Source organism: Bacillus rugosus, from assembly GCF_023238245.1.
GTDB lineage: Bacteria > Bacillota > Bacilli > Bacillales > Bacillaceae > Bacillus > Bacillus rugosus.
The window spans coordinates 422,469-448,380 of record NZ_CP096590.1 but is presented as its reverse complement, the minus strand read 5'-3'; the positions used below and the strand labels follow the sequence as shown (position 1 = coordinate 448,380).

Here is a 25,912-nt window from a genome sequence, read left to right as displayed (position 1 = left end):
CGCTTTTTAGATTTATCCGCGTCCTGCCTGGAAGGAAGGATATTGTGTCATACCGCCGTCCGCGAATAACGTGATGCCTGTGACGTAGCTGGCTTCCTTCGAAGCAAGCCAGACTGCTACTGCCGCAATTTCCTCCGGTTCACCGATATATCCCATCGGAATCATGCTTTCTACATCTGCTCTCTGCTTAGGATCAGCAAATTTTTCAGCATTGATTGGCGTGTTGATCGCACCTGGCCCGATATTGTTGACACGAATGCCCTTCGGCGCATATTCCAGCGCCAATGTTTCCGTCATCAGCTTAATTCCGCCTTTACTTGCCGCATAGTGAACAAATAACGGCCACGGAATCACTTCATGTACGCTCGACATATTAATGACATTTCCTTTTATATCGTTTTCAACAAAATATTTAATCGCTTCACGGCTTCCTAAAAAGGCACCTGTTAAGTTCGTGCTGATGACTTTATCCCAATCCTTCAGCGGCATTTCATGAGAAGGAACGGGATTTTCAAGACCAGCATTATTAATCATGATATCGAGAGTGCCGAACTCTTTAATCGCAGTTTGCACAATATTTTTTACATCTTCCTCTTTCGTGACATCTCCTTGGACGATTACGGCTTCACCGCCCGCCTTGATGACCTCTTCTTTTACCTCGTTTGGATCCTGCTTATCACTATAATAGTTGATGACCACTTTTGCCTGCTCCTTGCCGAAGCGAATGGCCATGGCTTTTCCAAGACCTGATGCAGCTCCTGTAATGGCAACGACTTTTCCTTTTAAATCTGGATACATATACATCCTCCTCAATTGTTATGAATTCGTTTTGGCGATTCCTAAAAATACAGCGGCTGCAATAATCAGTGCAATCCCGATGGCAATCGCAATAAGCTGGCGTTTTGTTTTCTTTTCACGCAGGATGAAAATGCCGCCCAGCGTTGAAATGACAATTCCCATTTGTGAGAGGGAAAAGCTTGTTGCGACGCCGACTCTCGGCTGAGAAATAAACAAAAACATATTTCCGCCTGCCCAGATTAAGCCTGGGAGAATATTTCTGATCGCATATTTGTTAAAGGGGTTGTGTCTATAGGTTAAAATTAACCCCCCAACCACCATGCCAATCGCCTGCGGAAGCAGCGCGGACCAGCCGGACACATTGAACAATCTAGCCACGACTACATAAACCAAATAACCAAGAGTCGAGACAAGCAGAATCAAAATGCCCTTTTTCAAGTTGCTTGGCTCGCCCTCTTTTTTATCCTTCTTATCTTCCAAAGATGTGAGAATGATTCCCACAATGATAAAGATCAGAGCGAGAATGCCAAGCGTAATCGCAATTGGTGTTGACCATTCACGGAACACGATCACACCGAACAGCGATGTGGAAACGAGCTGCATTCCTGTGGAAATCGGCATTGTTTTAGATACACCCATCAATTCAATGCTTTTCAGCTGGTTGGCCTGCCCAAGTGACCAAAATAAGCCGGATACGATGCCAACAATAAAAATGCGCAGTGACAGAACGGGCTGAACAAAAAAGTAAATAACGATAGAAACAATGAGCGCACCGATCGTCGTTCCCAGTGTCTGGCTGTACGGCCCGCCGCCTAATTTCACATTGAAGAGAACAATGCTCCCCCAAAACAAAGCCGGGAGAAGAGCCAATAATAAATCCATTGTTGGGGAACCTTCTTTCAAAATGTATTTGCTGTTATTTTGTCTGGAATCACTGGGTTTATTCACCGGAACAACAAAAAGAGCTGCCGGAAGATCCGGCAGCTCTCAGGAGCTTGCATTCTTTTACAAACCGATGGACATATATTTTGTTTCAAGGTACGGCTCGATGCCTTCCGAACCGCCTTCGCGGCCGATGCCGCTTTCTTTCATTCCGCCGAATGGCGCTTGAACCGCTGAAGGTCCGCCGTCATTCCAGCCGATAATCCCGTACTCAAGATTTTCGGATATATAGATGCCGCGGCGGTAGTTTTCTGTGAAAAAGTAAGCAGCTAGGCCGTACGGTGTATCGTTGGCAAGCTGAATCGCCTCGTCAATATCAGAAAACGTAACGATCGGTGCAACCGGGCCGAATGTTTCCTCGTGCATGATATTCATGGACGTATCGACATCGGCGAGTACTGTCGGGTTGACGAAGTAGCAGCCTTTGTCATCGTTTCGGTCATACGTGCCCCCAGCGAGAACTTTTGCACCTTTTTCAACCGCATCATCAATTTGGCTGACGATTTTTTCAAAGCCTCTTTTGTTAATAATCGGGCCGACATTGACGCCCTCTTCAAGTCCATTTCCGACTTTCAGCTTAGACACTTGCTCGCTCAGTTTCGCCGCAAAGTCATCTTTGATGGATTCATGAACGATCAGGCGGTTCGCACATACGCATGTTTGGCCCGCGTTTCGGTATTTAGACACCATCGCCTGTTCAACGGCAAGGTCAATGTTTGCATCTTCATCCACGATCAGCGGGGCATGACCGCCGAGCTCCATGGAAACATGTTTCACGGTGTCCGCACTATTCTTCATGAGGATTTTTCCTACCGGCGTTGATCCTGTGAACGTAATTTTGCGGATTTTTGGACTGCTTGTGAACACATTTCCAATTTCTTCTCCATCGCCGATGACAACTTGAAGAACGTCCTTCGGAATACCCGCTTCATATGCGAGGCGCGCAAGCTCATAGGCAGACAGCGGTGTGTCCGGTGCCGGCTTGATGATAAACGTACAGCCGGCAGCAAGAGCAGGCGCCGCTTTGCGTGTAATCATCGCATTTGGGAAATTCCAAGGCGTGATGGCAGCAACAGGACCGACAGGCTGGCGTGTAACGACAATTCGTTTACCAGTTGTCGGAGCAGGGACCGTTCTTCCGTACACTCGCTTCGCTTCCTCTGCGAACCATTCGATATAGCCTGCGCCGTATAGGACCTCGCCGACCGCTTCCTGATACGGTTTTCCATTTTCCTTTGTAATTAAATCTGCAAGTTCTTCTTTATGTTCAACAATCAGCTCATACCATTTTTTCAAAAGAGACGCTCTTTCGTTCGCTGATGTTTTAGACCACGTTTTAAACGCTTGATGTGAACGTTCAATGGCTTCTTCTACGTCTTTGGCTGATTGCTGAGGAATCGTTTTGATCTCCTCGCCCGTAGCCGGGTTGTAGACCGTTAATTGATCTGGCATATTGAACATTCCTTTCTAATTTATGATTACTTAAAATGATAGCAGACCCAACCGTTTTCTTTCCAATGATTAAGCTCGCAGACCTGCTTCCAAGATGCTCAGCCCTTCATTCAGAAGGCTGTCTGAGATGACGAGCGGCGTCAGAAAGCGGATGATATTGCCATTTATTCCCGCAGTCAGCAAAAGCAATCCATTTTGGTTCGCATACGCTGCAATTGCTGCTGCTTTTGCTTTATCAGGCTCACGCGTGTCAGGATCCTTGACGATTTCGATTGCCGCCATTGCTCCGAGTCTGCGGATGTCACCCATAAACGGGAATTCTTGTTTCCACTCATACGCCTTGTTTTCAATGGTTTTGCCAATTTCTTCAGATCGCTCATTTAGTCCTTCTTCTTCAATAACATCCAAGACTGCCAAAGCTGCCGCGCACCCGAGCGGGCTCCCAGCATACGTTCCGCCCAGCTCCCCTGGCGCTGCTGCATCAAGCATTTCCGCACGGCCGATCACACCGCTTAACGGCAATCCCGCTGCAAGTGATTTAGAAACCGTGATCAGATCAGGAACAACATCAAAATGTTCAATTGCGAAATAAGTGCCTGTTCTGGCAAAACCCGTTTGAATTTCATCAGCGACAAAAACAATATCGTGTTCTTTGCAGAAGGATGCGACATGCTGCACAAATCGTTTCGATGGAATAATAAAGCCGCCTTCTCCCTGTACAGGCTCCATCACGACACATGCTACTGTTTCCGGCGCGACTGAAGCGATGAAGAAATCATTAAACGCTTGGATGATCATGTCATCATAGCTATCATCACTCATGCCGGCCGGCTTCTGATAATAATATGGGAACGGCGCTTGATAAACCTCTGACGCAAAAGGGCCGAAGCCGAATTTATAAGGTTTTACCTTGCTCGTCATGCTCATGGTCATATTCGTGCGCCCATGAAACCCGCGTGTAAACGAGACTACCCCTTGGCGCTTTGTATACTTTCTGGCAATTTTTACAGCGTTTTCGACCGCTTCCGCCCCTGAGTTCAGAAAGATCGCTTTTTTCTCATGGCCGCCCGGCGCAATACCGCATAGTTTTTCCGCTAGTTCGATATAAGATGGATACATCATGACATTGAAGCCCGGGTGAATCAGCTCCTCCGCCTGACGCTTCACAGCCTCAACCACCTTCGGATGCGAGTGTCCGACGTTTAATGTTCCGATGGCGCCTGCAAAATCAATAAATCTCCGGCCGTCCAAATCGTACAGCTCAGCCCCTTCTCCTTTTACCGCCAAACTGCGGTTGCCGTTGCTTACACCTTTTGACACGAATTGATCCCGTTTTTGCTGCCACTGGGCAGTCGTAATGCTTGCTGTTGTTTGACTCATGTGAATGTCCCCCTGTCGCTATTTTCTTATCATTCTGACTTCTTTTTGGTATGATGAAAAGTACCAATTATAACTTTTTGATGGTACCAGAAGGAGAAAGCGCAAATGGACATCACAATCACACTCGATCGCTCAGAACAAGCCGATTATATCTATCAGCAAATTTATCAAAAGCTGAAAAAAGAAATCCTCAGCCGCAATCTGCTGCCACACTCGAAGGTTCCCTCCAAACGGGAGCTGGCTGAGAAGCTGAAGGTCAGCGTAAACTCAGTGAATTCAGCCTATCAGCAGCTGCTGGCTGAGGGATATTTGTACGCCATTGAGCGAAAGGGTTTTTTCGTGGAGAAGCTGGACATGTTTTCTGCCGAGGAGCACCCCCCATTTGCACTGCCTGATGACCTGAAAGAGGTTCACATCGATCAGAGCAATTGGATTTCGTTTTCACACATGAGTGCCGATACAGACCATTTTCCGATCAAAAGCTGGTTTCGCTGCGAGCAAAAAGCAACCTCCCGTTCATACCGCACGCTCGGCGATATGTCACATCCGCAAGGGATATATGAAGTGAGAGCGGCCATTACCAGGCTCATTTCCCTGACACGGGGCGTAAAATGCCGGCCGGAGCAAATCGTCATAGGGGCGGGCACACAGGTGCTTATGCAGCTATTGACTGAGCTTTTGCCTAAGGAAGCAGTGTATGCGATGGAGGAGCCCGGTTACAGGCGCATGTACCAGCTTTTAAAAAATGCCGGAAATCAGGTGAAGACCATCATGTTGGATGCAAAAGGCATGTCGATTGCTGAAATCAGCAGACAGCAGCCTGATGTGCTGGTGACGACTCCATCTCATCAATTTCCGGCCGGAACGATTATGCCTGTATCCAGAAGAATTCAGCTGCTTAACTGGGCAGCTGAGGAGCCGCATCGCTATATTATTGAAGACGATTATGATAGCGAATTTACATATGATGTAGACAGTATTCCGGCACTGCAAAGCCTTGACCGTTTTCAAAATGTCATCTATATGGGCACCTTTTCAAAGTCCCTTCTCCCCGGCTTGCGGATCAGCTATATGGTTTTGCCGCCGGAGCTATTGCGAAAATACAAACAGCGGGGCTATGATTTGCAGACATGCTCGTCGCTTACGCAGCTCACCCTGCAGGAATTTATCGAGTCCGGAGAATATCAGAAGCATATAAAAAAAATGAAGCAGCATTATAAAGAAAAGAGAGAACGTCTGATCACCGCTTTAAAAACAGAGTTCAACGGAGAGGTTACCGTAAAGGGGGCAAATGCGGGACTGCACTTTGTTACCGAATTTGATACCAGCCGCTCCGAACAAGATATCCTGGCACATGCCGCCGGCCAGCAGCTTGAAATCTTTGGAATGAGCCGGTTTGATTTGAAGGAAAAAAGAAGGCAAACAGGCAGGCCCGCTCTTATTATCGGATTCGCCCGGCTAAAGGAAGAAGACATTCAGGAGGGTGTTGAGAGGCTTTTCCGCGCTGTTTACGGACATAAAAAAATCCCCGGTACAGGGGATTGATTCACCAGCGGTCCTGGTCCACATTCAGCACGGCTTCAAGCAGGCCTGGAAATGCCTTTTCGAGATCTTCAGCGCGAAGTGAATAATACCGGCGCTTTCCTTCTATACGAACTTGAGCGATGCCTGATTCTCTCAATACTTTAAAATGATGTGACAAGGTCGATTTGGCAACCTGTACATCCGCACAGGTGCCGCACGTTTTTTCTTTCGCTTCAGCCAATTGCTTTACCAACTCTAAACGAAGCGGATCACTCAGTGCGTGAAGAACCTTTGTCAGCTGCAACGTTTCTGTTTCTGGATGGTTTGGAATGTTCATGACACAAATGTATCACACAACAATTAGAATGACAATTTTACTATTTAAGGGTTTTTCCTTTACCTCATTTTGATTACATGTTACAGTTAGTTCGATGAAATTCGAACAATAATTCAACATAACGATGGAGGAGATTGACATGATCGTATTACAAGCTTACATCAAAGTAAAACCAGAAAAACGCGAGGAATTTTTGAGCGAGGCGCAATCGCTTGTTCAGCATTCAAGAGCTGAGGAAGGCAACGCGCAATACGACCTATTCGAAAAAGTAGGCGAAGAAAATACATTTGTGATGCTTGAACAATGGAAAGATGAAGCAGCGATGAAATCCCACAATGAAACTGCTCATTTCCAAGGGTTTGTAGCAAAAGGGAAAGAACTGCTGAGTGCTCCTCTTGATGTTGTCCGCACAGAGCTTAGCGAGTAAGGAAAGGGTGTCCCATATGAATGAAGTCATTAAATCATTAACAGACCACCGCTCGATTCGCAGCTACACAGATGAGCCTGTAGCTCAGGAACAATTGGACCAAATCATCGAAGCGGTACAATCAGCCCCAACTTCTATTAACGGGCAGCAAGTGACTGTGATCACAGTGCAGGATAAAGAGCGCAAAAAGAAAATCTCCGAGCTGGCAGGCGGACAGCCTTGGATTGACCAGGCTCCTGTTTTCTTGCTGTTCTGCGCAGACTTTAACCGGGCCAAAATCGCGCTTGAGGTACTGAATGATATCAAAATGGAAATCACAAATGGCTTAGAATCTGTTCTTGTCGGTGCAGTAGACGCTGGTATCGCCCTCGGCACAGCGACAGCAGCTGCTGAATCACTCGGACTTGGCACAGTTCCGATCGGTGCGGTTCGCGGAAACCCTCAAGAGCTGATCGAACTGCTTGAGCTTCCGAAATACGTGTTCCCTTTATCCGGCCTTGTCATCGGGCATCCTGCCGACCGTTCAGCGAAAAAACCGCGCTTACCGCAGGAAGCAGTCAATCATCAGGAAACATATTTGAATCAAGATGAGCTGACGTCTCACATTCAGGCATACGACGAGCAGATGTCTGAATACATGAATAAACGGACAAACGGAAAAGAAACAAGAAACTGGTCACAGAGCATCGCTACCTATTATGAGCGCCTGTACTATCCGCATATCCGTGAAATGCTTGAGAAACAAGGATTTAAAGTTGAAAAATAAGCCTCACCCGGCCTGTCGGATTTTCCGGCAGGCCTTTCAATTGTCCGGTTAAAATCCATTGACTTCTATTTAGTTTATTTGGTAAAATTTTTTCATTGTTACTCATTGGTTTTCTGTGAACCAATGGGTTTTCTAATGTTCAAGAAAGAAGGAAGCCACGAGATGCTTGATAAAAAAACAGATATCTTGTTAGCTGCGCGAAAGCTTTTTTCGGAAAAGGATTTTACGTCGGTTTCCATGCAGGCGATCGCAGAAGAATGTAAGATGTCAAAAGCTTCGATATATAAGCTGTTTCAATCTAAGGAAGATCTGCTTTTGGAGCTGCTGTCTTTTAACCAGAAACAAATGGTGGCCGCGGCCTCAAGACTTCAGGAAAATACTTCACTGACACCGGAGGAGCGTTTGACACAAAAGGTCAAAATGGAGCTGGAAGGCTTCAGGCGGAATCAGCAGTTTTTCAATATGCTGACCTACGGTAACCCCAAGCTGCATAATGACCGGGTCAAACAGCATATCCATCAGACCAGATCGACGATTATTTGCTGGCACCGCGATTCGCTGATCCAGGCGTATGGGGAAACCATTCTGCCGTTTGTCTGGGACCTAGTCATCGTTCTTCACGGCATGATGCGTGAGTTTTTAATGCTGATCAAAATAGAGGAAAAACCGCTTGAGCTTGACCCGATCGCAGAGTTTATCATCAGCACCCTCAATCAGATTGTCAAAAACAAGGAAACCCGGCAGTCTCTTCTTCCGCCTGAAGCCATCGAGCTTTACATTCATTCAGCATCCTCCTACAAGCCAAAGGATAAATCAGCCCTATTGTCGGAAAGCCTGAAGGAATTACATAAAGGCATCTCTTCCCTGCCCGCCGCGGACTATGACGTAGATGAACTGACATCCGCAGCCGCCATGCTGGAGGAAGAAGCAAAGAAGGAAGAACCTCGCGCTTTTTTGCTCAAATCACTGATTGGCTATCTGGAACAAACCGGTGTTTTAACACAGCCCGTTTCGATGTTAAAAACACTGTTAATTACTTAAAGAAAAGAAGGGATATGTATTGGACAAAAGTATTGAACCAAAACCTTTTAACCGTTCGGTCATTGTCGGCATTTTATTAGCCGGGGCGTTTGTCGCGATTTTGAATCAGACGCTATTAATTACCGCACTTCCCCATATTATGAGGGATTTCAATGTAGATGCCAACCAAGCACAATGGCTGACAACTTCATTTATGTTGACGAATGGAATTTTAATTCCGATTACCGCGTTTTTAATTGAGAAATTCACAAGCCGGACGCTGCTCATCACAGCAATGAGCATTTTCACTGCCGGAACAGTCGTCGGGGCGTTTGCGCCGAACTTCCCGGTTCTGCTGACAGCACGTATCATTCAAGCGGCTGGAGCCGGCATTATGATGCCGCTCATGCAGACCGTATTCCTGACAATCTTTCCGATTGAAAAGCGTGGCCAAGCTATGGGCATGGTCGGATTGGTCATCTCGTTCGCACCTGCGATCGGGCCGACTCTTTCTGGATGGGCAGTCGAAGCTTTCTCTTGGAGATCATTGTTTTATATCATTCTGCCGTTTGCTGTAATAGATTTAATTCTTGCCAGCATCCTGATGAAGAATGTGACGACTTTAAGAAAAACAAAGATTGATATTTTATCAGTGATCCTTTCGACATTTGGATTCGGCGGCCTTCTGTACGGCTTCTCAAGCGTCGGCTCTTACGGCTGGACCAGTTCAACCGTCTTGATTTCATTGCTTGTGGGTGTCATCGCATTGCTCCTGTTCATCACAAGACAAATGAAGCTTGAAAAACCGATGCTGGAATTCCGCGTATTTACATTTGGTGTCTTTAGCTTAACAACCCTGCTGGGAACACTTGTCTTTGCGTTATTGATCGGTACGGAAACCATCCTGCCGCTTTATACACAAAACGTCAGAGACGTTACAGCCTTTGATACAGGGCTTATGCTTCTTCCAGGAGCCATTGTGATGGGCTTCATGTCACCGTTTATCGGCAGAATCTTTGACCGTGTCGGCGGAAGAGGCCTGGCGATTGCCGGTTTCTGTATCATCTTCCTGACATCACTGCCGTTTATGCAGCTGACTGACCATACGTCACTCGCTTGGATAGTCGTTTTATACACGGTTCGTCTCTTAGGTACGGCCATGATCATGATGCCGGTGACGACAGCCGGAATCAACGCGCTGCCGCGCCACTTGATTCCACACGGAACAGCGATGAACAATACGATTCGCCAAGTCGGCGGCTCAATCGGAACCGCACTATTGGTATCCGTCATGAGTAACCAGGCGGCTCACGCAGGCACAACAAATGTGAAGCACGCCGCCCTGCACGGCATGAACGCCGCTTTTATCGTGGCAGCCTGCATCGCGCTTGCCGGCTTACTTCTATCCTTCACATTAAAGAAACCTCAGCGCCCTGCCGAACAGCAGCCGGCACGCTGATCCATAAAAAAAAGAGCCCCGCTTTGAGAGCGGAGGCTCTTTTTCGTTTTACTTCGCTAAACCGTCTTTTACTTCTTTAATCATTTGCGTCATAGACTCAAGTCCGCCTCCTGATAAGTACCAAGTAGCAGAATCAAGGTAAACGACATGATCATTTTTCACTGCGTTTACGTTTTTCACATAATCGTTTTCAACGACTTGTTTAGTAGATGATGTTTCTCCGATCGCTGTACCGCGGTCAATAACAAACAGGTAATCAGGGTTTGTTTTTGAAATGTACTCATAAGAAACACTTTGTCCGTGAGTAGACGCTTTGATGTTTTTATCAGCCGGTGTTACGCCGAATACGTCATGGATTAAGCCATATCTTGATTTAGAACCAAAGGCGCTGATTTTGCCGTCGTTCGCCATAATCACAAGACCGTTTTTGTTCAGCTTTTCAGCTTTTTTCTTAAGATCAGCAATTGAATTATCAATTGTTGCGAGTTCATCTTTCACTTTGTCTTCTTTATCAAAGATCTTACCGATTGTTTCTGCGTCTGATTTAAATGATTCCATGTATTTCGCTGTGTCTACGCCAAGGTAAATCGTCGGCGCAATTTCAGAGAATTCTTTGTAAGACTCAGATTGTCTTCCTGAAATAATGATCAGATCAGGGTCAATATCCGCCACTTTTTCGAAGTCCGGCTCTTTTAAGCTTCCGACATCAGCATATTTGTCATCTTTGAATTTAGATAGATAGCTTGGAAGGGCTTGTTTCGGAAGGCCCGCTACTTTATCATCAAGACCGAGTTTATCTAACGTATCTAAGCTTCCAAAATCAAATACGACTACTTTTTTAGGGTTCTTTGGTACTTTTGTTCCATTTTTGTCCAGTTGGTGTTTCACTGTGATTTGTTCTTCCTTTGAATCAGAACCTTTGCTGCTGCTTGTGCTTTGATTTCCGCATGCAGAAATGACAACTGCCGTCACCAAAGCGATGAATAATAATGCAAACTTTTTCATGCTCTTCACCTCTTCTATATATTAAGAAAAATAAACACCAATTCTCTGATTATCAATCGTCTGAATCGGAATGGTCATATCATAGATTTCCTCAAGCACTGAGGTCTCTATCATTTCCTCAGGCGGTCCCTCTTTTACGATCCGGCCGTTTTTCAAAGCAACGATATGATCGGAGTAGACAGATGCGAAGTTGATATCGTGAATGACGATCACGATCGTTTTTCCAAGCTCCTCCACCAGCCGTTTCAGCAGTTTCATAATTTCAACCGAATGTTTCATATCCAGATTGTTCAGCGGCTCATCCAGAAAGATATAATCTGTGTCCTGGGCAATGACCATTGCGATAAATGCCCTTTGGCACTGTCCGCCGCTCAGCTGATCCAGGTATTTGTCCTGAATATCTTCCAGTTTCATATAGCCAAGCGCCTGGTTAATATGAATCCAGTCTTCCTCTGTCAGCCGGCCCTGTGAGTATGGAAATCTGCCGAAGCTGACGAGGTCTTTGATGGTGAGCCTGATATTAATTTGGTTCGCCTGCTTCAAAATGCTCACTTTTTTGGCAAGCTCTTTGCTGTCGCAGGCTCCAATCTCTTGTCCGTCTATGAAAATCTCGCCGGAATCCTTTTTGATCAGGCGGCTCATAATAGACAGCAGCGTGCTTTTGCCGGCGCCGTTAGGACCGATAAACGAGGTAATTTTGCCCTTTGGAATCGTGACTGACGTCTCTTCAAGGACCACTTTCCCGCCATATTGTTTGCTTACATTTTTGACCTCTACCATGATTTATTCTCCTTTAACAGCAAGTAGATAAAATAAATCCCGCCGGCAAAATTAATAATGACGCTCAGCGTCGTTGAGAAGGTAAACACTTTCTCAACCACAAACTGCCCTCCGACCAGCGCAATGATGCTGATGAAAACGGAGCCTGCGATTAAGTATGAATGCTTATACGTTTTCAGGAATTCTCTCGCCAGGTTGACGACGAGAAGGCCTAAGAACATAATCGGCCCGACTAGCGCTGTTGAAACAGAAACAAGGATCGCAACTACGATCAGCATCTGCTTCACCACTTTGTCGTAGTCGATGCCCAAATTCACGGCGTGCTCGCGCCCGAGCGACAGCACGTCAAAAAACTTTGTAAAACGCCAAACATAAGCGCCTGTCAGCAGGAAGATGATGAACGCAAGCCATAACAAATCCGTATTGATGTTGTTAAAGCTGGCAAACATCTTGTCCTGCACAACTTGGAACTCATTCGGATCAATCAGCATCTGCATAAAGGAAGACAGGCTGCTGAACAGCGTGCCAAACACGATTCCGATGAGCAGAAGGAAAAAGATATTTCTCCCCTCTCCCCTGAACATGATTTGATACAGAACAAGGGAAAACAGTATCATCAGCAGAACAGAGATGATAAAGTTGATGTTTTTATTCATGATGACAATATTCGCAGAACCGAACAAAAAGATAATGCCGGTCTGAATCAGCATGTAGAGAGAATCAAGGCCCAAGATGCCTGGCGTCAGGATACGGTTGTTCGTAATCGTTTGAAAGATCATGGTCGAAAACGCAATCGCTCCCCCAGTCAGCGCAATGGCAGCAACCTTTTTGATTCTTCTCGGCAGGGTGTAATCCCAATTGCCTAAGTCATAAAACAGAAACAAGCCAATACATATGATGGCTATAACAACGAGCAACGCAATTTTCATCTGGTTACGCATACGCTTTTCTCCTTAACAGCATAAACAGGAAAATGCCGCTGCCGATGATTCCGACCATCAGGCCAATCGAGATTTCGTAAGGGAAGATAATGATTCTGCCCAGTATATCGCAAAAGAGCACAAAAACCGCTCCCAATAGCGCCGTGTGCGGCAGACTGTTTTTCAGATTGTCTCCTCTGTAAATCGATACAATATTCGGGATGATTAAACCGAGAAACGGAAGCATACCGACAGTCAAAATGACAAGAGACGTGATCAGGGACACAATAATGAGCCCGATGTTCACAACCCGTTTGTACTTCAGGCCGAGGTTGACTGAAAAGCTTTCTCCCATACCGGCCAATGTGAATTTATCCGCAAACACATAGGCAATGATGACGAGCGGAATACTCAGATAAAGAAGCTCGTATCTTCCTTTCACAACTAAAGAGAAGTCTCCCTGAAGCCATGATGACACATTCTGGATCAAGTCATATTTATACGCGATAAATGTCGCGATTGAACTGACGATATTCCCGAGCATTAAACCGACAAGCGGAATAAAGATGGTGTCGTTAAACTTGATTCTTTCAAGGATTTTCATAAACAGAAAATTTCCTGCAAGGGCAAAGACAAACGCAACCAGCATTTTCATTAAAGGACTGGCGGATGTAAACAGCAGCAAGGATATTAAAATGCCGAGCCGAGCCCAATCCATCGTGCCAGCCGTAGTCGGTGACACGAATTTGTTTCTGCTGATCTGCTGCATAATCAAACCGCAGATACTCATGCTTAATCCCGCGATGACAATGCTGATCAATCGCGGCAAACGGCTTGCAAACAGCGTTGATGCCTCTTGTTTGCTTAAATCAAAGAGATCAAGCGGCGACAGATCTTCTACGCCGATAAACACAGATGTGACTGCTAATATGATAAGTAGAATAAATAAGTAACGTAACTTCATGCTGCCTCCTTACATCCTTACAGCAAAAAGAACGTATCTCCTACTCCGCAAGGACTCAAAACAATATGGCCATATAGTAATTGATTATCATTATCATTTACATATTACCATTTTTCTAGTGTTAGTCAATATTCTTTCAAAATATTAACCTAGTCATGTATTTAATTTTACTAATCATTCTAATCATTTTCCATCCCATTTCGTTAGGTTGTTTACCATATTTATCTTCAAAACGCATGTATACAGGTAGTTTACCTGACTTAATTCCTCATGGAAAATACAAATGTTCACTCCAGAAAGAAATTCCCCCTTGATTTACAGGTCTGAAAGAGAGATAATAAATACTAAATTTGTGTGAAAATTTTAAACATTAGGAGATGTAAACATGAAGGTCGTTAAATTCGGAGGCAGCTCACTCGCTTCAGGCGCCCAGCTTGAAAAGGTGTTTGACATCGTAACCTCAGACCCGGCACGGAAAGCTGTAGTCGTTTCAGCTCCGGGAAAACGCTATGCTGAGGATACGAAAGTGACTGATCTCTTAATCGCATGTGCAGAACAATATTTAGCATCAGGCAGCACCCCTGAACTGGCAGAAGCTGTTGTGGAACGGTATGCCCTCATCGCAAATGAGCTTCAGCTTGAGCAAACCATTATCGAAAAAATCCGCGATGATCTGTTTACGCTTTTAGAAGGAGATAAAAGCAATCCTGAGCAATATCTTGATGCAGTCAAAGCCAGCGGGGAGGATAACAACGCCAAGCTGATCGCCGCCTATTTCCGCCATAAAGGCGTCAAAGCGGAATATGTCAACCCGAAGGATGCCGGCCTATTTGTGACAAATGAACCCGGCAACGCGCAAGTTCTTCCTGAATCCTATCAAAACCTCTATCGTCTTCGGGAACGTGACGGTCTCATCATTTTTCCCGGTTTTTTCGGATTCAGCGAGGCTGGCGATGTGATCACATTCTCACGGAGCGGTTCTGATATTACCGGCTCGATTCTTGCCAACGGGCTTCAAGCTGATTTGTACGAAAACTTTACGGACGTGGACGCTGTGTACTCTGTCAATCCGTCCTTCGTTGAGAATCCAAAGGAAATCAGCGAACTGACATACAGAGAGATGAGAGAGCTGTCCTACGCGGGCTTTTCAGTGTTTCATGATGAAGCGCTTATTCCGGCATTCAGGGCGGGAATTCCTGTGCAAATCAAAAATACGAACAACCCGTCAGCACAAGGCACCCGGGTCGTCAGCAAGCGGGATAACACAAACGGGCCTGTCGTCGGCATTGCCAGCGATATCGGCTTTTGCAGCATTTATATCAGCAAGTATTTAATGAACAGAGAAATCGGATTTGGCCGCAAAGCACTTCAAATCCTAGAGGAGCACGGTTTAACGTATGAGCATGTTCCATCAGGGATTGATGACATGACCATCATCTTACGGGAGGGTCAAATGGATGCCGCCACTGAACGCAGCGTTATCAAACTGATTCAAGAAGATCTGCACGCTGACGAAGTGATTGTCGAGCATCATCTCGCACTGATTATGGTTGTAGGAGAAGCGATGCGCCACAATGTCGGCACAACGGCAAGAGCAGCAAAAGCATTGTCAGAGGCAAAGGTGAATATCGAAATGATCAACCAAGGATCATCTGAGGTAAGCATGATGTTCGGCGTGAAAGAAGCCGAAGAGAGAAAAGCCGTCCAAGCGTTATATCAGGAATTTTTCGCCGGCGTGCTGATCTCTTAATATACATAAATAGCGGGCGCAAGCGTCCGCTATTTTTTATATCACCTTATATAGCCGAATTGTTCATTTTTTCTCTTGTCCACTATTATCCCTGCCAAGCTCATCGTTTCTGCATACCTTATAGTATCCTTCATAGGGAGGTGAAACCTTATGTCAGGATACTCTAACGGTGGCGGTTACGGCAATTCTTTCGCTTTAATCGTTGTATTGTTTATTCTTTTAATTATCGTTGGGACTGCGTTTGTTGGCGGCTTCTAAGCTGCTGACCATCTCTGCGGAGCGCCGTAAGACTATGCCTTGCGGCGTTTTTTTAAAAGAAAAACCCCTTCTCTAATGAGAAGGGGCTGGTTTTTACGTCATTCCTCTTTCCGTCACATGAAAGTCGAGTGCTTCCGCATTAGCAGAAACGCCAGCCGCTGTAAAAATCGCAGCTGCGGCCAAACAAATAACAAACAACTTAGATTTCAATTTCATACAAACCTTCACTCCTTTGTATTTGTTTTCTTGCCTCTTCAACTTGTAGAAAGTAGGAAGCAGACAGTTTGAACCATTTCTGTTCATAGTAATATTTTGCTACTTCTAGGGCTAAATCCTCTATATCAGCGTACATATTTTTATTTTTCAAGTATTGGAAACATCGTTCGATTCCTTCTTCATTGGGCTGATCCTGATATAGGGATTGTAAAAACTCGAATTTTACCGCATAGTCTGCATCGTCTGTTTCTTTAGCATATTCATAGCCCCGCTTGTGATATTCCGAAGCTTTATCATGTTTTCCCCGTTTATAATAAATCAAGGTGATTAAAAAATAGGCTTGTGGCAGCGAATTGATGATCCTGCTGCTTTCAAACGTGGAGACCGCTTTTTCAAAGTAGTCAATAGCTGGGTCAAGATGGTCTTGATTGTAATAGCATAGTCCAAGATTATAATATGCTCTTCCGACCAGCTGCGCTTTTTGTTCTGCTTCGGCCATATCGAGCGCCAATTTGAAATGGCGTGCGGCTTGCTCAAAATTCCTTTCATCCATCAGGTTGACCCCGAACACAAAATGGCACTGAATGATTCTCACATTATAGGTTTCCTGCTCCACGTAAATCTCGTAGGCGTTTTTTATATTGATCAGTGAAAAGTACGTTTGCTTCATATAATAATAGGCTTCCGCGATTTTAAAATAGAATTCAGCCCGTTCAATATGATCTGCAACAAAGGAAAGCTTTTTCTCCGCCTGTTTATAGTATGTAATGGCAGAAATAAATTCCCGCTTATCAAACTCATACATTCCGCGGAAAAAATTCACATAATAGTCGAGCAGCCCTTTGAGATCTGCCTGGTTGCTGTCAATGTTTCTCGATAATTCAGACAGGCTCGGCTGGTCTTCGATATTTAATTTCTCTAACGGCTCTAGATAATCAAGCATAAGCTGGTGGCGGAATTCCATTAGTGAATAATAAAGCAGCAAGTTGGAATCGTGCTGCATGTGTTTCAGTTCCTGCTGGATTTCAGCTTTTAACACTTCGGCATCCGGTACGCTGAATGTCCGGATATATTTGTACCACTCGTTAATTTTTTGACCGACCGCTGAAGAAGGAATTACCCCGCTCTTCATTCCTTCACCCTCTCCCATCAAAAACTGTTTATGTCATATTTTATCATGTTTACAGACCGTCCCGACCCGAAAAACACGCAATCTTTGTTTCGGGAGCACGCAATAAACCGAAGCGGTGTGCAAAAAAGGCGGCTGCATTTGACGATGCCGCCGCCCTGTATGTTATTGCTGTTTTGCCATTAAAGGAAGGCGGATGATGAATGTCGTGCCTTTTCCTTCTTCACTCTTGATTTCTACTGTGCCCTGATGCATTTCAACAAGCTGCTTGACGATGGAGAGACCGAGTCCGTATTCCCCGTATGCGGTGTTCGTTCTTGAAATATCAGCTTTGTAGAACCGCTCCCAAATATGCTCAATATCCTCTTTTGAAATGCCGATACCCGTATCTTCAATTTCAATAATCGTCTCTTTGTATCCTTCTATTCCACGCAGCCAAATGTTGCCGTTTTGCGTAAATTGGATGCTGTTTTTCGTAATGTTGACGAGAATTTGAATGAACCGGTCATAATCGGCATGAACGATGACGTTATCCTCTACCTGAATCGCCAGCTTGTTTTGCTTTTCTTCTGCCTGCTGTTCCAAGTGCTCTTTTACGATTTCAAAAACCTCGATCAGCGGAACATCAAGCTTGTTTAAGGTAATTTGCTGGGATCTGATTTTTTCATAGTCCAGATTCTCTTTTACGAGCCGCAGCATTCGCTTCGTTTCCTCACTGATGAGCGAGAAGCATTTTTCCTTCTTTCCCTCAGGAATCGTATGGCTGTTCAGCCCTTCAACCAAACCGTTGATCGTCGTCAGCGGTGTTTTTAATTCATGTGACACGTCAGCGATAAACTGCCTTCTCCGCTTCTCAAGGCGATCGATTTCATCTCTTGATTGCTTTAATTTTTTCGCCATGATATTAAAGTCAGACGCCAGCACGCCGATTTCGTCCGCGTAGCTGTTTTCCAAGTGGATGTCATAATCGCCGGAAGCCACTTTATCCGTCGCTTCTCTCAGCTTTTCAATCCGTTTCACATGGAATTTCGATAGCAGCCAGCTGACCAGTATGGTAATGGCAAGCGTGCTGATCACAGCATAAAACATGTAGAGATTGACCTGATTGACCATCTGTTCAACACCGCTGATCGGAGAAATCAGCAGAACGGCGCCTTTAAATTGGTTCTGAACAAAAATAGGCTGTGCCACAAGGGACACTTCATCATCAAAACGGCCATCGGCTCTGATCATGACAGTCTGCCCTTTTTTCAGCTTATTCCATTCTGATTTCTTCAGCTTTTCCCTTGGCGGAAAGCCTTCGGGCATGAAATAAGGGCGCTGCTTTTCATCAAAGAGCATAAACTGTGTCTTTCTTGTGCTCAACAAATCTTGATAAGGGTACAGCCTATGCAGATCAACCTGGCCGCCTTGGAATTCGTTTGCGATCTGTACCGCATATGACGTCAATTCCTCTACTTTGTTTTGATAGGCAAACTCTTTCACAAAGTGGGAAAAGAGAGAAATGATAATGACAAACGCTAAAATCAAAAGGCTGATATGGCTCAGCAGCAGTTGATATAGATATTTAATCTTCATCAAATTTATACCCTACTCCCCACACCGTATACAGAAAAGGCTTGTCTTCACTGGCAAGCTTTTTCCGCAGCCGTTTGATATGAACGTCAACCGTTCGCTCATCTCCGTAGAACTGATAGCCCCATACCTGCTCAAGCAGCTGTTCTCTAGAGAACACCTGCCGCGGATTTTGGACAAGGTAATAAAGCAGATCGAATTCCTTCGGTGTGAGGTTTTCAACAGGCTCTCCGTTTAAAAATACTTCTCTTGTCTTCTTATTAATGGTAAAGCATTCCGATTCGATCATATCTTCATCAATGACCGCCTTGCCTGTTGCCTGATATCTTCTGATGACAGCTTTGATGCGGGCAACCAATGTCAGCGGACTGAACGGCTTTGTGACATAATCATCCGCTCCCATCTCAAAACCGATGACTTGATCTGATTCAGTGTCTTTGGCAGTCAGCATGATAATCGGCACCGTGCTTGTCTCTCTTATTTTTCTGCAGATGGTCACGCCATCCATGGACGGTAGCATAATATCCAAAATGATCAGATCCCAATTTTCCTCCGTAAAACGCTGGTATCCCTCTAACCCGTCATGAACGAATTCCGCTTCAAAACCTTCCTTAAAAAAAAACATCTCCGTCATCGTACATACACTAACATTATCTTCTATCATTAATATTTTCATTATATCCTCCGGTTGCTTTGTTGCTTTTTTATATAATAGCACCATTTTATACAGAAGGTTTTGTGTTTCACAATTGTTAGTTTTTATTTAATCAACTAGAAATAGATTGTTCATACTTTTTTCATACCTTTGGACTACTATTAATTTATCAACAAGCGGGACCGCCCCACAGGCGGCCTTACCAATAAAAATACCTATACGGAGGAACATAAATGAACTTTATCAAACGGGCCTTTTGGAATATGAAGGCTAAAAAGGGAAAAACGTTATTGCAATTATTTGTGTTTACAGTCATATGTGTCTTTGTCCTATCAGGCCTCACAATCCAGTCGGCAGCACAAAAATCAAGTGAACTGGCCAGACAGGAGCTCGGCGGAAGCGTAACGCTTCAAGTGGACCGCCAAAAGCAAATGGAAAAACAGCAGGACAGCGGAGAAAAACGCAGCTTCGAATCAACACCGATCAAAGTGTCTGATGCGAATAAGCTTGCAGCACTTGATCATGTGAAGAGCTACAACTACATCACATCAGCTTCAGCCAACGCAGGAAACTTTGATGCGATTGAAAGCTCAAGCACTAGTTCAAGTGATTCCAGCTCAAGCAGTTCAAGCCCGAATGATAAAAACAGCCAAGGCGGCGGACAAGGCAGACCGCAAATGGTTCAAGCCGATCTTTCGATTGAAGGTGTCATCAGCACAGCGTTAGTTGATGATTTCTCTGACGGAGAGGCAAAAATCACTGACGGACGCGCGATTACTAAATCAGATGTCGGCAAAAAAGTAACGGTGATCAACGAAACATTAGCGGAAGAAAATGATTTAAGCGTTGGAGATTCGATCACGATTGAATCAGCAACAGATGAAGATACAACAGTAAAGCTGAAGATCGTTGGTATCTATAAAACAACGTCTTCAGGCGATGACCAAGCCCAGAATTTCTCTTTCTTAAATCCTTACAACAAGCTTTACACGCCTTACACAGCAACAGCAGCGCTAAAAGGTGACGACTATAAAAATACAATTGACTCAGCTGTTTACTATATGGACGATGCAAAAAATATGGATGCTCTCGTAAAAGCAGCGAAGAAAACATCAATTGACTTCGACACGTACACACTGAATACAAACGATCAGCTTTACCAGCAAATGGTCGACCCGATTGAAAATGTAGCTTCTTTCTCTAAAAACGTCGTGTATCTTGTATCAGTGGCAGGTGCTGTCATTCTCGGCCTGATCGTCATGATGTCAATCAGAGAGCGCAAATATGAGATGGGCGTGTTAATGGCCATCGGTGAAAAACGCTTGAAATTGATTGGGCAGTTCTTAACTGAGATTCTGATCGTCGCGGTAATCGCAATCGGCCTTGCATCAGTAACGGGAAATCTAGTCGCGAACCAGCTCGGCAATCAGCTTTTATCCCAGCAGGTCAGTTCTTCAACTGATTCAACGCAAACCGCAAGCGGACAAATGCCTGGCAGCGGTGGCGGCATGGGCGGCGGAGTGTTCGGCCACAGCTCATCAAACGTGAACGTTATCGATTCTCTGAACATTGCAATTTCTATGAACGACATGCTTATTCTTGGAGGAATCGGCATCTTAATCGCCATCATCGCAACATTGATGCCGTCTATTTCAGTACTGCGGCTCCATCCGAAAACGATATTGACAAAACAGGAATAGAAAGAGGCGAAACCTATGAGCTTATTAGAATTTCAACAAGTCGGCTACTGGTATAAAGACAAAAGCCAGCCATTGTTTCAGGATATCAACATCAGCTTTCAAAAAGGAAAATTCTATACAATCGTCGGCACATCGGGGACAGGAAAAACCACTTTCCTGTCTCTGGCAGGCGGACTTGACGCACCAAAGGAAGGAACGATCCTTTACAACGGAAAAGCTGTTTCTAAAATCGGCTTAACAAATTTCAGAAATCAATATGTATCAATTGTCTTTCAGGCGTACAACCTGCTCCCATATATGACGGCTCTGCAGAACGTCACGACCGCCATGGAAATCACAGGTTCTAAAGAAAAGAACAAAGAAGCGTATGCGCTGGAAATGCTGCAGAAGGTTGGCATCAATGAAAAACAAGCACGGCAAAAAGTGCTGACACTGAGCGGCGGACAGCAGCAGCGGGTATCGATTACAAGAGCTTTCTGCTGTGACACGGACCTCATCGTAGCCGATGAACCGACCGGAAATCTTGATGAGGATACATCAAAAGAAATCGTGCGGCTCTTTCAAGATCTGGCGCACAAGGAAAATAAATGCGTCATCATGGTAACGCACGATGAGCAAATTGCAAAAGTATCGGACATCAACATCAGACTTTCAAAAGGAAGCTTTACTGTGAAGGAAAACGCCGCAGTCGTATAACAAAAACGCGCCTCTGCCAGTGCAGACAGGGGCGCACCCTAAATCCCCCTTTTATATAGAAGTGAACATAAAAAGAGCGGCGGCTGCATCCCCCCGCTCTTTTTATCGTTTTTTTGTTTTCTGCCCCTTTGATTTCTCTCTTCGCTTCTTTTTCCAAACAGCAACAATAAACAGAAAGAGCGGAAACAAAAACTGAAAGGGCAAATGAATATACAGCGGCACCACCTTCAGGCCTTCGTTCAAATGCTCCGAAAAATTAGTCGCGATCGTAATCGAAAGGATTAAGATGCCAAAGCCCATCGGATAAGCCAGTTGAGAAGGGTTCTTTTCTTTAAAGAGCGTGGAAGTGCCTATTACCACCGCGTACAAGTAAAGGCTGACTTTGAAGAAACCGCCAATGATCAGCGCCAGCATAAAAAAGACATCGAGACGGTCTAAAAATTCTTCAACCTTAATCGTCTGAATCGTGCTTAAAAGAGGAAACTGGGATCTAAGTGTAAGATCAACATCAAGCACGCTGATATTAATCGCAACGGTCAGCGCCACAACCAATCCGCTGATGGTCATCGCGATCATCCCCATTTTTTTCACATTTTTTCTGTCATTAAGGTAAGGGAAAATCATTACAAATAAAACGACTTCACCAAACGGAACGTACATGGTTTGAGTGAAAACAGATTGAATGACAGGATAAATGCCGTCTGCTAAAACTGGTTTTAAATAATGAGGGTCTACGGTACCTGAGACAATGATCAGCACGAGGCCGAGCGCGCCCAGTATATACATGGCTCCGAAAAGAAGCTCGGCCGCGCGGGCGAGCACTTCAATTCCTTTTCTGACGGCATATATGCTTACTAGCATTAATAAAGCATTGACGATTACGATAGGTGTATCATGATAAGCAAAGGTCAGCAACATTTCTCCAAAGTCACGCAGCACCCGTGCGGCAATATAGGCAAAGTACAGGATATACAGAAATGAAAACAACCAGCTCAGCTTGGTTCCCAGCATATCATCCATGTATTCTTTCGGAGAAGATTCCGGGTAACATTGATAAATGCCCTGATACAAATAGAAAAGGAACAAACCGGCCGCACAGCCCAATAGAACTGCTATCCAAGCATCCCGGCCCGCCATTGATCCCGGTGTAATCAATAAGGAGCTGCCCAGCTCAAAAATGATAATCATGACAAACAGCTGCCTTATACTAATTTTGGCTTTTTCCATCTGTCATTCCCCTTTCTCCAGACCTATTCATCTTCAAGCTGGTGTCTGATCGGATTGTTTCGCAATCCCGTTCTTCTGATATACGTCTCCGCCTTCACATCGACAGACAAATCAGGCAAATACTCTTTTTCCCATGTGTCTTTCATTTTTTCCCACTGCTTCGGATACTTTCTATATATCAAGTCACCAAAACCGATAAAGTCCACTTTATTCTTCTTGACCTTTTTCACAGTATGGTTGATTTCCTTTTCCAGCTCTTTGTTGAGAGCTTTTTCAATAGCGGCAAGCACCTTTGGATCAGACAAATTGAAAGGGTATTTGACAGCATCTATAATTCCTTCAACCGTCACATGCACATGGATGTGCGGATGTCCCTTTCGCATCTCGGGTACCAGCTTTGTGTCTTGATGAGTGACCTGCAAGCTGACCGCATCCTTCGTCTTTTCCCAGTCAGCATTAATAAACGTATGCTGAACCTTATTCATAAGCCAGACAGCCCCAACGCTTTCATCATCTTCAATCCAATACTTTAAATGCCCTGACTTATCAAAAATCGCTAAACCGTCTGCCTGAAGAATCGCTTTCGGATCAGTCGCCTGCGTGTTTTCCATGCTGATTCCTTTTTTATCGTCACCAATCATCATATATCCCGGGATAACCGGTGCTCTTGTGCTGTTGGCAAGTGTTTTCAGGACATCCTGAATATTAGTTTTGACCACCCGTCCGTATTGTGCCTCCGTGAAGTCGAGTGTTTTATTGACTTTATTTGACGGGATTTTATCAATCGGTGTCAGGATTTTTACGATATTTTCTGCTTTTGTTTTATGAGCCACGACGAATGTCGCCGTTGTCCTGAATTCCGTATCGCGGTCAAGATTATCTAACACAAAATCCAAGCCTTCCTCTTTCGCAAGCTTTTCGCTGATTACGACGAGATTGGTATGGGCAAAGTAAAGCCGCCGCGATACCTTCATGGAGGCTTTTCTTAGCGCTTCCGTCATATTGTCGCCTTCAATCGAATAGACAGATACAGGCGGCCTGTCTCCAGCACCGCCTCCCTGAAGCCCGCCGGCAACATTTCCGGGATTGATAATTTGAAGATGCAGCACGTAGTTGCCTTCGTTCGTCCGATCGATGCCAATCGCCGAGATAATCGCAAGGTCCGTCAGTTCCCGCTTATCCCAGCAGCCGGGCAGCACAATGACGCTCAAAAGCATGAGAACGGTTAATACACGTTTACGTACCATTATGATCCCCTTCTTCCAAATCTTTGTTCACCATTCCGCGTGAACCGTCAGGCTCTGGGCGCTGATCTTCCGCCTGCCGCACCTTATCTTGCTTGCTGATCGATTCCGGCCTTTTTTCATCAGCCCACCATGGAACCCTGAACAGTGTGTCCTTTACGCCTTGAGATGAAAAAGGAGCGAGCGGCGACATATAAGGAACACCGAAAGAGCGCAGGCTGCATAAATGGACAAACATCATAATGATCCCTAAAATCAACCCGTAAAACCCCATAATAGAAGACGCAATAATAAACATAAATCGAATAAGACGGGCTGAAATTGCCATGGCGAAAGCAGGTGTCGCGAAGCTGGCAATCGCGGTGATCGCAACAATAATAACCATGGCTGGAGAGACGATACCAGCTTGTACGGCAGCCTGTCCGATAACAAGCGCACCTACGATCGATACCGCCGAGCCGACAACTCGCGGCAGCCTGACGCCGGCTTCCCTTAGGATCTCAAAAGCAACCTCCATTGTGAGTGCTTCGACAACAGCCGGAAACGGCACGATTTCCCGCTGGGCTGCAATCACGACTAACAGCTGCGTCGGAATCATTTCCTGGTGAAACGTTGTGGCTGCCACATAAACAGCTGGCGAAACAAGTGAAATAAAAAAGATTAAAATCCGCAGAACGCGAATGCTTGTCGCAATATCAAAACGCGAATAATAGTCTTCAACTGACTGAAAAAATTGAATAAATAAGGCCGGTGCAATGAGCACAAACGGCGTTCCGTCCACAACGATTGCGAATCTTCCTTCTAACAGATTACCCGCTACAACATCAGGGCGTTCTGTGTGATACATGGTCGGAAACGTCGTAAAGGTTTCATCCTCAATCAGCTGCTCGATATATCCGGATTCTAAAATACTGTCAATGTCTATTTTTTTCAGGCGCTGTTTCACTTCCTTCAGCACCTTTTCATCACATATTCCTTCAATGTACATAAGAGCGATGTCCGTATTTGTGACAGAACCGATTTTCATTTTTTCAACCCACAGATTCGGATTTTTAATGTATCGCCGGATCATTGAAATATTTGTTTGCAAAGACTCTGTAAATCCTTGGCGCGGGCCGCGGAAGGACACCTGGGTACTCGGCTCTTGGATGGAACGCTGCTCCCCACCCTGTGTGCTGCAGATAAGCGCCTCATCGGAACCGTCGGCAAAAATCAGCGTATTTCCAAGCATCAATTCAGTAAACAACTTATCCCAGCTCTTTTCCGCTTTCACTCCGCCCAGAGGGAGGGTTTTTTCAAGAATCTGCTGGATGGCTTGAGAATTTTGGATGGACTGATCCTGAACTAAAGGCTCGATTAAGGATTCATGAATCGTGTTATTATCGACCAGACCCGCAATATAAATAACGGCAAGGTGGACAAGGTCCTGTTCCCCGATTTTGATCTCCCGAATGATGACATCAGAGCTGCTTCCGACTTCCTTCTTCGTTTCCGCTATGTTTTTTGCCAAACTTGGGGAAATGTGAATCGGCCTTTCTTTTTCATGCCGCTGTTCCTGATTCTTCTCTTCTGTTTTTTGTTTGTCTCTTGAATTGTTCTTTTGCTTAGAAAATAAAGGCATACACAAAATACCTTTCCTTGTCGTTTTCTCATATTCTTCCTTCTGGAGTTGAGATTATGCATGCGGC

General features: G+C 45.0%; 25 protein-coding genes. 9 read left to right on the top strand and 16 right to left on the bottom strand.

What is annotated here, in order from left to right:
* Window positions 1–12: 12 nt before the first annotated feature.
* The 4 genes from gdh to gabT form a co-directional block, all read right to left on the bottom strand.
* Window positions 13–798, bottom strand: a complete 786-nt coding sequence (gdh, locus tag M0696_RS02265; protein ID WP_222143552.1) for a glucose 1-dehydrogenase — start codon at window positions 796–798, stop codon at window positions 13–15.
* 18 nt (window positions 799–816) lie between these two features.
* On the bottom strand, window positions 817–1,680 hold the full coding sequence (glcU, locus tag M0696_RS02260) for a glucose uptake protein GlcU (RefSeq protein WP_166854285.1): 864 nt from the start codon (window positions 1,678–1,680) through the stop codon (window positions 817–819).
* Window positions 1,681–1,803: 123 nt separating this feature from the next.
* Window positions 1,804–3,192: a succinate-semialdehyde dehydrogenase gene (gabD, locus tag M0696_RS02255; RefSeq protein WP_166854286.1), complete on the bottom strand. Its 1,389-nt coding sequence runs from the start codon at window positions 3,190–3,192 to the stop codon at window positions 1,804–1,806.
* Between the two features lie 69 nt (window positions 3,193–3,261).
* The gene (gene gabT / locus M0696_RS02250) at window positions 3,262–4,572 is read right to left on the bottom strand and encodes a 4-aminobutyrate--2-oxoglutarate transaminase (protein ID WP_166854287.1); all 1,311 of its coding nucleotides are present in this window, start codon (window positions 4,570–4,572) and stop codon (window positions 3,262–3,264) included.
* Window positions 4,573–4,677: 105 nt separating this feature from the next.
* Between gabT and gabR the strand changes: the two genes are divergently transcribed.
* Complete coding sequence (gene gabR / locus M0696_RS02245) at window positions 4,678–6,117, top strand: MocR-like transcriptional regulator GabR (protein WP_222143550.1); 1,440 nt, start codon at window positions 4,678–4,680, stop codon at window positions 6,115–6,117.
* 1 nt (window position 6,118) lies between these two features.
* Here the strand turns inward: gabR and M0696_RS02240 are convergent, their stop codons facing one another.
* Window positions 6,119–6,433, bottom strand: a complete 315-nt coding sequence (locus M0696_RS02240) for an ArsR/SmtB family transcription factor (protein ID WP_010330808.1) — start codon at window positions 6,431–6,433, stop codon at window positions 6,119–6,121.
* A gap of 139 nt (window positions 6,434–6,572) precedes the next feature.
* Between M0696_RS02240 and M0696_RS02235 the strand changes: the two genes are divergently transcribed.
* From M0696_RS02235 to M0696_RS02220, 4 genes are all read left to right on the top strand, one after another.
* Window positions 6,573–6,860 (top strand): putative quinol monooxygenase, encoded by a 288-nt coding sequence (locus M0696_RS02235; protein WP_003225015.1) that lies wholly within the window; start codon window positions 6,573–6,575, stop codon window positions 6,858–6,860.
* Window positions 6,861–6,876: 16 nt separating this feature from the next.
* Window positions 6,877–7,626: an oxygen-insensitive NADPH nitroreductase gene (gene nfsA, locus M0696_RS02230; protein ID WP_248602440.1), complete on the top strand. Its 750-nt coding sequence runs from the start codon at window positions 6,877–6,879 to the stop codon at window positions 7,624–7,626.
* A gap of 162 nt (window positions 7,627–7,788) precedes the next feature.
* Complete coding sequence (locus tag M0696_RS02225) at window positions 7,789–8,667, top strand: TetR/AcrR family transcriptional regulator (RefSeq protein WP_166854290.1); 879 nt, start codon at window positions 7,789–7,791, stop codon at window positions 8,665–8,667.
* Window positions 8,668–8,686: 19 nt separating this feature from the next.
* Entirely contained in the window at window positions 8,687–10,105 is a 1,419-nt protein-coding gene (locus M0696_RS02220; protein WP_222143548.1) for an MDR family MFS transporter, read from the top strand.
* Between the two features lie 48 nt (window positions 10,106–10,153).
* Here the strand turns inward: M0696_RS02220 and M0696_RS02215 are convergent, their stop codons facing one another.
* Genes M0696_RS02215 through yclN form a run of 4 tightly spaced genes read right to left on the bottom strand, consistent with a single transcriptional unit; the run spans window position 10,154 to window position 13,774 of the window.
* On the bottom strand, window positions 10,154–11,110 hold the full coding sequence (locus M0696_RS02215) for a siderophore ABC transporter substrate-binding protein (protein ID WP_222143547.1): 957 nt from the start codon (window positions 11,108–11,110) through the stop codon (window positions 10,154–10,156).
* Between the two features lie 21 nt (window positions 11,111–11,131).
* On the bottom strand, window positions 11,132–11,890 hold the full coding sequence (gene yclP / locus M0696_RS02210; protein ID WP_248602439.1) for a petrobactin ABC transporter ATP-binding protein YclP: 759 nt from the start codon (window positions 11,888–11,890) through the stop codon (window positions 11,132–11,134).
* Complete coding sequence (yclO, locus tag M0696_RS02205) at window positions 11,884–12,831, bottom strand: petrobactin ABC transporter permease YclO (protein WP_248602438.1); 948 nt, start codon at window positions 12,829–12,831, stop codon at window positions 11,884–11,886. Before yclO ends, yclP begins: the two co-directional genes overlap by 7 nt.
* Window positions 12,824–13,774, bottom strand: coding sequence for a petrobactin ABC transporter permease YclN (gene yclN, locus M0696_RS02200; RefSeq protein WP_248602437.1), 951 nt, complete (start codon window positions 13,772–13,774; stop codon window positions 12,824–12,826). Before yclN ends, yclO begins: the two co-directional genes overlap by 8 nt.
* A 385-nt stretch (window positions 13,775–14,159) precedes the next feature.
* On the opposite strand from yclN, the gene M0696_RS02195 reads away from it, so the two are divergent.
* Both M0696_RS02195 and M0696_RS02190 read left to right on the top strand, forming a co-directional pair.
* Window positions 14,160–15,524, top strand: coding sequence for an aspartate kinase (locus tag M0696_RS02195; RefSeq protein WP_248602436.1), 1,365 nt, complete (start codon window positions 14,160–14,162; stop codon window positions 15,522–15,524).
* Window positions 15,525–15,674: 150 nt separating this feature from the next.
* On the top strand, window positions 15,675–15,782 hold the full coding sequence (locus tag M0696_RS02190) for a YjcZ family sporulation protein (protein WP_071578333.1): 108 nt from the start codon (window positions 15,675–15,677) through the stop codon (window positions 15,780–15,782).
* Between the two features lie 93 nt (window positions 15,783–15,875).
* Here M0696_RS02190 and phrC read toward each other — a convergent pair whose 3' ends face one another.
* From phrC to yclJ, 4 genes are all read right to left on the bottom strand, one after another.
* Window positions 15,876–15,998: a phosphatase RapC inhibitor PhrC gene (phrC, locus tag M0696_RS02185; protein WP_003224994.1), complete on the bottom strand. Its 123-nt coding sequence runs from the start codon at window positions 15,996–15,998 to the stop codon at window positions 15,876–15,878.
* Complete coding sequence (rapC, locus tag M0696_RS02180; protein WP_222143543.1) at window positions 15,982–17,130, bottom strand: response regulator aspartate phosphatase RapC; 1,149 nt, start codon at window positions 17,128–17,130, stop codon at window positions 15,982–15,984. The genes phrC and rapC overlap by 17 nt, the downstream gene beginning before the upstream one ends.
* A gap of 162 nt (window positions 17,131–17,292) precedes the next feature.
* Complete coding sequence (gene yclK / locus M0696_RS02175; protein WP_248602435.1) at window positions 17,293–18,708, bottom strand: two-component system sensor histidine kinase YclK; 1,416 nt, start codon at window positions 18,706–18,708, stop codon at window positions 17,293–17,295.
* Window positions 18,695–19,378 (bottom strand): two-component system response regulator YclJ, encoded by a 684-nt coding sequence (yclJ, locus tag M0696_RS02170; protein ID WP_003224983.1) that lies wholly within the window; start codon window positions 19,376–19,378, stop codon window positions 18,695–18,697. The genes yclK and yclJ overlap by 14 nt, the downstream gene beginning before the upstream one ends.
* Window positions 19,379–19,590: 212 nt before the next feature.
* Here yclJ and M0696_RS02165 point away from each other — a divergent pair, with 212 nt between their 5' ends.
* Window positions 19,591–21,057: an ABC transporter permease gene (locus tag M0696_RS02165; RefSeq protein WP_248602434.1), complete on the top strand. Its 1,467-nt coding sequence runs from the start codon at window positions 19,591–19,593 to the stop codon at window positions 21,055–21,057.
* A gap of 15 nt (window positions 21,058–21,072) precedes the next feature.
* Complete coding sequence (locus tag M0696_RS02160) at window positions 21,073–21,753, top strand: ABC transporter ATP-binding protein (protein ID WP_166854300.1); 681 nt, start codon at window positions 21,073–21,075, stop codon at window positions 21,751–21,753.
* Window positions 21,754–21,855: 102 nt separating this feature from the next.
* Here the strand turns inward: M0696_RS02160 and gerKB are convergent, their stop codons facing one another.
* The 3 genes from gerKB to gerKA are packed head-to-tail and all read right to left on the bottom strand — an operon-like array spanning window position 21,856 to window position 25,845.
* Window positions 21,856–22,980 carry an endospore germination permease GerKB gene (gerKB, locus tag M0696_RS02155; protein WP_166854301.1) on the bottom strand — a complete coding sequence of 375 codons (1,125 nt, stop codon included), beginning with the start codon at window positions 22,978–22,980 and terminating at the stop codon, window positions 21,856–21,858.
* Window positions 22,981–23,003: 23 nt separating this feature from the next.
* Window positions 23,004–24,227 (bottom strand): Ger(x)C family spore germination protein, encoded by a 1,224-nt coding sequence (locus tag M0696_RS02150; RefSeq protein WP_166854302.1) that lies wholly within the window; start codon window positions 24,225–24,227, stop codon window positions 23,004–23,006.
* Window positions 24,217–25,845: a spore germination protein GerKA gene (gene gerKA / locus M0696_RS02145; protein ID WP_222143539.1), complete on the bottom strand. Its 1,629-nt coding sequence runs from the start codon at window positions 25,843–25,845 to the stop codon at window positions 24,217–24,219. Before gerKA ends, M0696_RS02150 begins: the two co-directional genes overlap by 11 nt.
* Window positions 25,846–25,912: the final 67 nt, after the last annotated feature.

Coding starts and splice junctions, on each gene's coding strand:
- gdh (WP_222143552.1), bottom strand. CDS start 798: ATGTATCCAGATTTAAAAGGAAAAGTCGTTGCCATTACAGGAGCTGCA.
- glcU (WP_166854285.1), bottom strand. CDS start 1,680: ATGGATTTATTATTGGCTCTTCTCCCGGCTTTGTTTTGGGGGAGCATT.
- gabD (WP_166854286.1), bottom strand. CDS start 3,192: ATGCCAGATCAATTAACGGTCTACAACCCGGCTACGGGCGAGGAGATC.
- gabT (WP_166854287.1), bottom strand. CDS start 4,572: ATGAGTCAAACAACAGCAAGCATTACGACTGCCCAGTGGCAGCAAAAA.
- gabR (WP_222143550.1), top strand. CDS start 4,678: ATGGACATCACAATCACACTCGATCGCTCAGAACAAGCCGATTATATC.
- M0696_RS02240 (WP_010330808.1), bottom strand. CDS start 6,433: ATGAACATTCCAAACCATCCAGAAACAGAAACGTTGCAGCTGACAAAG.
- M0696_RS02235 (WP_003225015.1), top strand. CDS start 6,573: ATGATCGTATTACAAGCTTACATCAAAGTAAAACCAGAAAAACGCGAG.
- nfsA (WP_248602440.1), top strand. CDS start 6,877: ATGAATGAAGTCATTAAATCATTAACAGACCACCGCTCGATTCGCAGC.
- M0696_RS02225 (WP_166854290.1), top strand. CDS start 7,789: ATGCTTGATAAAAAAACAGATATCTTGTTAGCTGCGCGAAAGCTTTTT.
- M0696_RS02215 (WP_222143547.1), bottom strand. CDS start 11,110: ATGAAAAAGTTTGCATTATTATTCATCGCTTTGGTGACGGCAGTTGTC.
- yclP (WP_248602439.1), bottom strand. CDS start 11,890: ATGGTAGAGGTCAAAAATGTAAGCAAACAATATGGCGGGAAAGTGGTC.
- yclO (WP_248602438.1), bottom strand. CDS start 12,831: ATGCGTAACCAGATGAAAATTGCGTTGCTCGTTGTTATAGCCATCATA.
- yclN (WP_248602437.1), bottom strand. CDS start 13,774: ATGAAGTTACGTTACTTATTTATTCTACTTATCATATTAGCAGTCACA.
- M0696_RS02195 (WP_248602436.1), top strand. CDS start 14,160: ATGAAGGTCGTTAAATTCGGAGGCAGCTCACTCGCTTCAGGCGCCCAG.
- M0696_RS02190 (WP_071578333.1), top strand. CDS start 15,675: ATGTCAGGATACTCTAACGGTGGCGGTTACGGCAATTCTTTCGCTTTA.
- phrC (WP_003224994.1), bottom strand. CDS start 15,998: ATGAAATTGAAATCTAAGTTGTTTGTTATTTGTTTGGCCGCAGCTGCG.
- rapC (WP_222143543.1), bottom strand. CDS start 17,130: ATGAAGAGCGGGGTAATTCCTTCTTCAGCGGTCGGTCAAAAAATTAAC.
- yclJ (WP_003224983.1), bottom strand. CDS start 19,378: ATGAAAATATTAATGATAGAAGATAATGTTAGTGTATGTACGATGACG.
- M0696_RS02165 (WP_248602434.1), top strand. CDS start 19,591: ATGAACTTTATCAAACGGGCCTTTTGGAATATGAAGGCTAAAAAGGGA.
- M0696_RS02160 (WP_166854300.1), top strand. CDS start 21,073: ATGAGCTTATTAGAATTTCAACAAGTCGGCTACTGGTATAAAGACAAA.
- gerKB (WP_166854301.1), bottom strand. CDS start 22,980: ATGGAAAAAGCCAAAATTAGTATAAGGCAGCTGTTTGTCATGATTATC.
- M0696_RS02150 (WP_166854302.1), bottom strand. CDS start 24,227: ATGGTACGTAAACGTGTATTAACCGTTCTCATGCTTTTGAGCGTCATT.
- gerKA (WP_222143539.1), bottom strand. CDS start 25,845: ATGCCTTTATTTTCTAAGCAAAAGAACAATTCAAGAGACAAACAAAAA.